8 protein-coding genes and 1 pseudogene are annotated in these 9,058 nt (G+C 41.1%); 5 read left to right on the forward strand and 4 right to left on the reverse strand.

The window, feature by feature from the left end; all coding sequences use genetic code 11:
- The first annotated feature begins 231 nt into the window (after positions 1 to 231).
- Entirely contained in the window at positions 232 to 1,170 is a 939-nt protein-coding gene (locus HWQ41_RS20505; protein WP_292766770.1) for an ABC transporter permease, read from the forward strand.
- Positions 1,171 to 1,442: 272 nt separating this feature from the next.
- Here HWQ41_RS20505 and HWQ41_RS20510 read toward each other — a convergent pair.
- Positions 1,443 to 1,756, reverse strand: a pseudogene (locus HWQ41_RS20510) (DUF6444 domain-containing protein); the annotation flags it as partial.
- A gap of 416 nt (positions 1,757 to 2,172) precedes the next feature.
- On the opposite strand from HWQ41_RS20510, the gene HWQ41_RS20515 reads away from it, so the two are divergent.
- Both HWQ41_RS20515 and HWQ41_RS20520 read left to right on the forward strand, forming a co-directional pair.
- Complete coding sequence (locus HWQ41_RS20515; protein ID WP_292766773.1) at positions 2,173 to 2,523, forward strand: phospholipid-binding protein; 351 nt, start codon at positions 2,173 to 2,175, stop codon at positions 2,521 to 2,523.
- 48 nt (positions 2,524 to 2,571) lie between these two features.
- A complete protein-coding gene (locus HWQ41_RS20520) occupies positions 2,572 to 3,030 on the forward strand; it encodes a hypothetical protein (RefSeq protein WP_292766776.1) in 459 nt (152 codons plus the stop codon).
- A 287-nt stretch (positions 3,031 to 3,317) separates the two neighbouring features.
- Here HWQ41_RS20520 and HWQ41_RS20525 read toward each other — a convergent pair whose 3' ends face one another.
- Entirely contained in the window at positions 3,318 to 3,617 is a 300-nt protein-coding gene (locus HWQ41_RS20525) for a hypothetical protein (RefSeq protein WP_292766779.1), read from the reverse strand.
- Positions 3,618 to 4,444: 827 nt separating this feature from the next.
- On the opposite strand from HWQ41_RS20525, the gene HWQ41_RS20530 reads away from it, so the two are divergent.
- Together HWQ41_RS20530 and HWQ41_RS20535 are read left to right on the forward strand one after the other, a co-directional pair.
- Entirely contained in the window at positions 4,445 to 4,945 is a 501-nt protein-coding gene (locus tag HWQ41_RS20530; RefSeq protein WP_292766782.1) for a hypothetical protein, read from the forward strand.
- 149 nt (positions 4,946 to 5,094) lie between these two features.
- On the forward strand, positions 5,095 to 5,520 hold the full coding sequence (locus HWQ41_RS20535; protein WP_292766784.1) for a hypothetical protein: 426 nt from the start codon (positions 5,095 to 5,097) through the stop codon (positions 5,518 to 5,520).
- A 449-nt stretch (positions 5,521 to 5,969) separates the two neighbouring features.
- On the opposite strand, the gene HWQ41_RS20540 is transcribed toward HWQ41_RS20535, so the two are convergent.
- Together HWQ41_RS20540 and HWQ41_RS20545 are read right to left on the reverse strand one after the other, a co-directional pair.
- Positions 5,970 to 8,747 (reverse strand): AtaL-like protein, encoded by a 2,778-nt coding sequence (locus HWQ41_RS20540; RefSeq protein ID WP_292766787.1) that lies wholly within the window; start codon positions 8,745 to 8,747, stop codon positions 5,970 to 5,972.
- Positions 8,748 to 8,787: 40 nt separating this feature from the next.
- A partial coding sequence (locus HWQ41_RS20545) for a hypothetical protein (RefSeq protein ID WP_292766788.1) occupies positions 8,788 to 9,058 on the reverse strand: 271 nt, incomplete at its 5' end.

A 9,058-nucleotide genomic window follows, 5' to 3' on the forward strand; every position in this document is an offset into this window, starting at 1 on the left:
GGCTTATTTTAAGTAAGTTGTAGTTTTGTTGAGAAAGATCCGGGTAATGGATAGCCGCTCTTCGGGAGGGGAGACAAAGCATAGCTTTGGCGGGGGTGGGGTTCTTCGGGTTTAATAAGCAATCAAGCGGACATGATATAACCCAGAAAATTCTGCGAAACTTTGCGCTTTCCAGCCTGCGGCAAGCCACAAAAGCGTCTACTGCGAACCTCTGCGTTTAAAAATAACTCTATGAATAATCTCAACTTCTTCTCTGATTACTTAATAGCTACTTTGCGTCTAGCCGTCCCCTTAGCATTTGCAGCCCTTGGAGGATTATACTCGGAACGATCGGGGGTGTTAAATATCGCCTTAGAAGGAATGTTGCTTACAGGTACTTTTATTAGTGCTGCGGCTACTTTCTACACTGGCAATCCCTGGCTTGGTATCCTTGCATCCTTAATTGCAGGGGGATTAGTCGGACTACTCCATGCTGTTTTGTGTGTAACTTTGCGTGTCGATCAATTGGTATCTGGGCTAGCAATTAATCTTGTCGCAGCTGGATTAACATCGTTTTTGGCCCGGTTAGTGTTTAGTGGCAGTAGTACACAGCAGTTACCTGGAATCGGGGCAATTATTATTCCTGGTTTAGCTAATATTCCCCTGATTGGGCCACTACTATTTCAGTCAGATTTTTTAGTATATTTATTATTTATCTTAGTTATTTTAACTACATACATTTTATTTAAAACTAGCTTTGGACTGACATTGCGGGCAGTGGGTGAATCTCCGAAAGCTGCTGACACGGCTGGAATTTCGGTACAAACTGTACGTTATATCGCAGTGGTGATTAGTGGCTGTCTTGCGAGTTTAGGAGGTGCTTATTTAACTCTGGTACAGGTAAGATTTTTTGCCGAAGGGATGAGTGCTGGTAAAGGATTTATTGCGATCGCAGCATTAATTTTTGGGAGATGGCATCCTGTGGGTAGTGCTTTGGCTTGTTTGCTGTTTGGGGCTACAGAAGCTTTACAACTGCGAATTCAGGCATTAGGGGTCAATATTCCTTACCAATTTTTAGTAATGCTACCTTATGCGATCGCTTTATTGGCATTAGTCGGATTTGTGGGCAAATCTACACCCCCTAAAGCTTTAGGTACTCCCTACTTTGCACAAAATCGCCACTTAGACTAAAAAGCTGTGTTTCTATTTTTATTGGTTTGGCATGGAATTCTTTCTGACCACAACAACTGCATACTTGCGGTCTTAATATCTCAAACGAATAGCACTAAGAAAAGATACAGCCCTTGCCCTGACTGGTTAAGAGCCTATAGGCTGGGAACCCATTCTGGGAGGCTCCGCCTCCAGTAGCTTGACCAGAGGCAGAGCCTCTTTTGAATACATTCCCAGCCTCCAGGCTGGGAACGAGGCGACACAAGCCTTTGGGTTTTTCTTAGTGCCATTCATATCTCAAACCTATCTACTCTCCCAAACCCTTTTCTTGTTTTTCCCTGATGCCCTGGTTGTCCCCCTGGTTTCCGTTTTGGAGCCTCACTAAGAGCAAGTTTTTTCTCTGTTTTTTGAGGATGTCTCCTGACGGTGGTTTTGATGATGTTGTGCTGTCTAAATCTCTACTTACTTTGAGTTTCTCTATTACAATTTCTAGTTCTATTACTCTAGTTTTCAATTGCTCTATAGCGTTTGCCTACTCAATGATGATCTCTACCAGTTGCTCTGTCGCCAACTGTCTCAATTTATCACTTTCTCGTTTTGGGGGCAGGTCAGGGCAAACGCATCTAAATTACTCTTGATCACAACGAAGGTTAAGAAACAACGAAAAAATCTTTCCTTTCGCGTTTGATTATTTTTTAAGCCCAAAGAAAGCGATGCCTGCGGCGGGCTACGCCAACGCCTAAATTTTTCGCAATAAGCAAGACTTAATGACATTAATTTTAACTCTATTGAGAATATACTTTATTTATTGACATGGTGCAGCCGCCCTGACTCTACTACAGAGCGCCCTCTCTCTTCATACTCTTTTTTTGGCGAAGCTATTGACTAAGCACTAATAGATTCAGATAACAAACCTGACAGTGAGTGAAGGAAAGAACTGTGAGAGTGGTGTTGAGCTAAAGAGGGCAGATCAGTGCAATAATTAACTGTATTTAAATCTGTACTTACAGAGAGATTACAGTTATGGGTTGGTTACAAAGACTGTTTGGACAGGAAAAACCAGAAGATGCTCAAGTTAACCCAGATCCGACTCTAATTGCTTCTTCTTCCGAGTCGGGGGAAACTATTCCTCTGGAACGAGTCGGACTAAATGGAGAATATGACCAAAGTGGTTTAGCAAAAAGAGTGGCCCTAGCTTTTGACGAAGACTCGCAATTTGATGAGATTGATTCTGTCTATGTTGCTCAGTTGGGAAGTAGCGTAGTTTTAAAGGGAGAAGTAGCAACACAAGAGATATTGGCACAATTGGTGGAGACTGCCAGAGGGGTGAGTGGCGCTAGTGATGTGCAGAGTGATGAAGTCAGTATCGGGTAAAATATTGGGAATTAAATATTAGAGGATGAGGAGCAAGAATTAATGGCAATGAACAATCAACTTAAACCTCGTCAAGTCAGCATGGTACTGACGTTATTTACAGTGCTGATGCTAGGTAGTTGTGGTCCCAAACCTGAAGAATCTACTAGTACTACGCCTCAAACACCAACTGCTGTTGCTCCAGCTAGTCCTGTCCCTAGTACAGCAGCTAGTCCTGTCCCTAGTACAGCAGCTAGTCCTGTCCCTGGAAATACAACTTCTAGCTCTAAGAAGCCAGCATCGGCGGGGAATAAAACAGCAGTTTTAGCAGCAGCACAAAATCTAGGGGTGAAACCACAAAGCGAAACAACTTGCCCAAGTGATGCACCAGTAAAAGGTAAGATTACAAATAAGAGAGGCAACATTTATCACGTACCCAAAACCTTAGATTACGAAAAAGTCAAGCCGGATATTTGTTTTAAAGATACGAATACAGCACAACAAGCTGGTTTCCGTGCGCCTAAGTGATCTAAACAGGGCAAAAGCAGTTGATTTTTCAAATACTTCCTGGACTGTAGCTTCAGGATGCCCAAGTGCCATTCGGTTTTGTGGCTGTGTTGTTTTAAAACTGACCAAATCAATACATCCTGCTTTCGCTCCTGCTCATCGCCTCACCAATTCTGTTAAAATCGCGTCTGCGATCGCATAAATGTTGAGGCAGTGCCATGTGTGCAAAGGGATTCGGACTCATCTTCAATCGTAATTAACACAACTTTATCGCTCGAAACAATTCTTAGAGGAAAAAAGAGCGATCGCTAGGTATCACCGTCTACCCCATCTGGATGAACGGTAGAGATAACGTGAGGATCATGTGAGTAGAGGAGACAGCAATCGCACTCTGGAAGGAATGGCACTAAGTTAAGATACAGCCCTTGCCCTGACTGGTTAAGAGCCTCTAAGCTCTTAACCCATGCTGGGAGGGCTGCCGCCTCCAGTGGCTTGACCAGAAGTAGCAGCCCTCTTTTGAATACATTCCCAGTCTTAAGACTGGGAACGAGGCGACACAAGCCTTTGGGCTTTACAAGCGTGCCATTCCACTCTGGAAGTTTTGGCATAGTACCAGTTTATCCAGCACAGGTAACGATACCTACGGCGGGCTACGCACTTCCAATTTTTCCTTTAATAATTTTTTAAGGGTGATCGCATTGCCTGACTCTCAATTCTGTTGCCCTCCTGGAGCGATCGCTCCAGGAGGGCAACTTTGACTCTTTGAATTTTTTGTCAGATGCAAGGGTGGTATAACCTAACACGAGTGTCAAAAGCTACTTAACCCAACGTTTCCTTGCCTCTGCAATGCGTTGTCTAAAGCCTAGTGAAGTAAGGTAATCACCCGAATCTAGCATTGGTTCCTTGCCGCTTATATCGAGTTGGCTTTGACCCATTACACCTACAAATCCTCCTAGTCGATTGACCCCATCATCTTTACCAGATAAGAAGCTTTGCAAGTCACCAAAACTAATTTGTGGGTTAACTAGCGATTGCTTGCCTTGAATTGGGAATCCTAAAGAAAGGTAAGAGTGATTTTTAGTACAAATGATTTTTAAACTTCGCTTAATTGGGGTTGGCGCTTTGCTTTTAGCTCAAATGTCGTTACCCGTATTTGCCAATAATTCTAGTGCAACAGTTGTAAGCGTCGGTGACGGTGACACCATACGTGTAAAGACTAGTCACAAAACTGTGACCCCTCTTACCCAGATTTTTGGATTCCCAAAAATTCACCCGATTTGAATTGCCCAGACATCACCCAGAGAAGATTTAGGGTAGTGCCACCTGATCCTCATGGTTTTGACCGAGATGGGGATGACATTGGGCGTGAAAAATAAAAAACTTTGGCTAGTACAAGTTTAAAAATTGGATAAAAATTACTTGAGGCTAATACAAAATGAGAACTAATCACCAGGTCACAGAAATTACAGGCGCTCCTGCCCAAGTGTGGGGAAATGTCTTAATTCCAGGAAGAGGAATAATCACCGTAAAAGTTACAGGTGATACTCTTATTGGAACAGCCAAGACTGGTCTCGAGAAGAAAGAGACTTGGATACGCATTCAAAATATTGATTCAGTAGAAATCCTAGAAGCCCCTATTTATGCATTATTGAGTTTTGGAGTATTCCTCATTTTTTCAGCTTTTGGTGCATCGAGAAACTCTTCTGTACTAGGTTTAATTCTACTTGTTGCAGGCGTGGCGCTAATTGTATATGCGATAACTAATAAACGGCGGTATTTAGCTATCTACAGCCATCGGAATGCAATAGTTGTTTTCATGAATAAGTCTCCAGAGATTTATCAGCAGTTTGCAATCAATGTACTGGCTTTCTCTCGGAAGTTAAATACACCCAGTAATCTCCAAACAAAACAACCTCAAACTTCAATTAAATCTTAATTTGGGAAGTCTATGTACACTAAGTTTTTGAGCAAAGTATTGTTTAGTACTTAATATAAAACGTTGTTATCTAGAATCTGGACAAGATGATAGAGTAAATAGTATTTATGACTTTACCCTGGCAATATCTTTTAGGAAATAAACATTAGATGAAACCAATTAAAAAGTTTTTAGCATTATGTTTGCTCTTATTTGGAATTCCCTTTTCTACTGTGATGATTTGGGAAATTATTAATCCTAAAACTGCCCCTAAAGACAAAAATGATGCTGTAGCTGCTTTAATTATTTTGACTATCCCATCAACAGTTATGGGAGGCTGGTTGAGTTGGTCTTTAGTACAGCAGAACAAAAGAGAAGAAGCATTACTGGTTGAATCAGAACAAAAGCGAATTGGCTTAGTGTTTTTAGAATTAGCTGAAAATAATTCTGGAAGCATAACGGTATTACAACTAGCAAGAAATGCTGAGATATCAACGCCAGAAGCTAAACAATATTTAGATGAAAAAGCTAAGGAACTGAGTGCTGATTTTGAAGTGAATGAAGATGGAAATATTTCGTATAGGTTCTCTTTGTGAGACTGTTATGAGTTGATGGAATAAGCTAATGAGCATTCAAGTTGAAGAGAACCAGAGCTGAAGCCCTTACTAGAAGAGAATTATCCTGGAAAGATGAATGACGATTAGCTTATTTACCTAAAATAGTAAGAAAAAAGTTGGCATTGCTGAATTTAAGTATGAATCATTCCCAACTATTGTACAAAATTACGAAAACTCAATCTTTCTTAGGACTTACGCACACTTTACGAATTCTTGGCGTCTTGGCGGTTCGATAAATTAAGCTTTTTAGCAATTTTTGCGTAAGTCCTGTTTCTCTCTGCGTGAGATTTTCATACTTTTATTCAGCAACGCTAAAAAGTCTTGATAAACCTAGAGAGCCTTCAGACTTTTTTTGGTATACCTCTGAAAGAAACAATCAAATTATCTTTATATGGCTCCTTCTATCAGTTCGAGCATTTTCATACGGATCAGTAAAGAAAACCATCACTAGTTATTGACCACTTAGGTGGGTTAGCTACTGACCATTTAGGGGCAAATCCAGTTTGTACCCTTTGTCTACCTTCAGGATGTTCAGCGAAGTGCTTCTTCATAGTGTCGGGCGTAATTAGCCTTTTACCTTCATTGACAGTGAAGACAGAGGCTGAATTGGGGACAGTAATTGTGGGTTCAAAAACAGGATTAACATCCATAAAAATCCGCAGTTCTGAGAATTTATCCCCTTCTACGCGGAAGATATCGGAACAAGGAAGTGTAATAACTGAGCCATCTTTACGCCAGTAGGTAACATCCATTTCCACAAACACTATATCACCAACTTCCCAGATCATTTTGATGTCGTGGTAGACAGCAGAGATACCACTAAAGAAAGCGTCCGCAGATTTCTTAATTGCTGCTTTATCAAAACACACATCAAAATTGCCAAACTGATAAACTGGTGTGTCGGTAAAAAAAGTTATGAATCCTTCCGAATCAAACGCCTCACCTCTGGAGAACAAGCGCTTAACCAAGTCTGTTGTCGCACCTGGAAATTTTTCGGAAGTAGATTTGCGGGCATTAGCTGCTATTTTGCCATTAGAAACCGTAGTTTGTAATCTATTTTCTTGCTGTTCGGCAACAGTTTTTAAGTTTAGAACAATCTGCTTAACCGCTTCGGCAATGTTTTCTTGAATTTTTTGAGCAACCTTTCGACCTTCTTCATTGTAAGGTTTCCAGTCCCAGGTATAGCTAATTACTAGAGGTTCATGAGGATTGTTACTAGCAGGGTGGACAACTGCATTAACTCCCTGGCCAATGAACAGAGGATTATTGACTAAGGTGTGTCGGATTTTTCCAGTTTTTTCATTCCAAGTTATTTTTTCCTCAACCGTGATGTTGAGGACTTTCATTTCACGCAGTACGCCATTGTCATATCTCTCCAGAATTTTGTAATTGTGAGCTTCTGGATTGTAGCGTCCTGGGTTTTCAATTTTGTCCAACAACACATTCCAAACAGTTGATAATGAAGCATTTACAGCACTGCTAAATGTGGCATAAACTTTTTCTGATATTTCTATCTGTTGAGAAGATTTAGAATTTAAAACAGCGAAGTGTGTATTGTTTGCCATATTGTATTCCTTCTGTGCTTTAGCAAAATGTCCTTTAACTGTGCGAGTAGCTTGGTTGAATTCTAATTGTTCTCCATTTGGGCCTTTACAGTAGAACAATGCCCAACCTTCTAATTCACCAAAGTCTTCCTCTGGTTGATGATCTGCATTTAATGAATCTGGCTCTTGCCAAAATTTAGAAGAATTATATTTGAGTGCAACTTTTCTTCTTTCTTCTTCAGATTTGACTCGAATTACGCGATTACAAACAACATTTTTCATACCGCGTATTTGACACTCATCTTCCAATACTTTGGCGAAAACATTTAAATCCACATCATCTTTTACGTGAAAAGATAGGTGCATGGCATTCACATGACCAATGTGGGAAGGAATGCGATCAACGGCTGAATTATGGGGATTTTGTGTGGCTGCATCTCGAAAATAAATGAGTTCAATGCAGGTATTACCAAAGGAGATGAATTTAATATCTAAGGCTTCTTTAGCATCCCGAAGACTGGGGATACCAAAAGTTTTGGGGTCAACTCCTTGGGCTAATGCATCCAACTCCTCTTTTTGAAAGAGAGTGTTTTGCATCGCATCACCCATAATATTATTTTCTACAACAACTGTCTTCCCTCCTAACACCTCTGTGTAAAATTCGAGGGATTTTTCCATGTCTTGAACTGTAATCCCAACGTGTTGCACCCCTTGGAGATAATGACCTAACCCAGGCTTAACAGTTTCTTTACCGTTCATTAGAGAAACTATGTCTAACTTTAATTGATTGGTTGCTCCTACTTTCACAATCAAATCTGCAACATTAGAACTCCACTGACCTGCTAGGGTCAATTTGCCGTTGTATACAAAAGTGTAAGCACCGCGTTCTCGCAATGGTAAAATCTGCTTCACATATTTAGCTAAGTCTTTGAAAGCAGCAGTGTACTCTGGGGAGGCAAAGAATGCTTCCATTTCTAGAGGATTGTCAAAGGCAATTTCAAACGCCGCTTGATACTGCTTCTCTATTGGTTCCGAATGGGACACCCTAGTAACATCTGGGCGAGAATTGTCTGTTTCATCAAACAAATGCAGTCGGAACTTGAGGACTGCATCACTCTGGACAATCGCTGGAGCAAAGCAATCTGTCAAATGTTGGCGAAAGGCTGCTACATTTACGCCATCAGCTTTCTTGATCATGACATGGAATTTTAACCCGTCCACTTTACCGTTTGGTTCTGCTGTGGGGATGCCATCAATGAACGTTCGGGAATTGCCATAGTTGGTGTTGTAGCCAACTGCTTTGCTAAATAAGTTATGTTTGTCAGCCATAATAGGATCTGACGATTGAAAAAAAGCTTCGCGATCGCTTTCTGTCTCAAAGGTTAATTCTGCAATGCCATCAAATTGATCTTCTGTCTGATATGTGTAATCAATCCCTGGAACGCTTGGCCACAAACTACCCTCATGATTATGAGCCAGGTGAAATTGCCAGTATTGCTGCTGACCTGGTAATCGGGCGCAGAGAGGCCCATGTACATTTCTCCAGTAATCGTCAAAAAGCTCTAAGGAAATACCTTTTCTTTTCCATAAGAGAACATAGAAGGCTACTTGGCCACTTTGATCCCGGATTGCATAATTGGCTTTTTTTGTTGCTGCTTTCATTGCAGATATCCTTAATTCAACACTACTCTGGTTAAAAATCTCATTTAGCGTGCCGAAGCAGCTTGCCTGACTTTTGACGGTAAACTCTCAAACCACGAAACAGCGTGGCTTTTTCTACAGCCTTATTATCTATTCGTTCTGAGATGATTTTTTTGGTAAATGTGTCGTTCTTCACACTTACCATCAAAGTATTAGGGACTGACAAATAAAAAAACATCCCAAATTTTCTTGTGGGATGGGTGTCCGCACTACGTGCCGCTACGCGAACACCCGTCCCATATTCAGGGCGGGCTTTCCTGCCCACCCCACAA

Origin of the sequence: Nostoc sp. NOS(2021) (assembly GCF_017115025.1) — a bacterium.
GTDB lineage: Bacteria > Cyanobacteriota > Cyanobacteriia > Cyanobacteriales > Nostocaceae > Nostoc.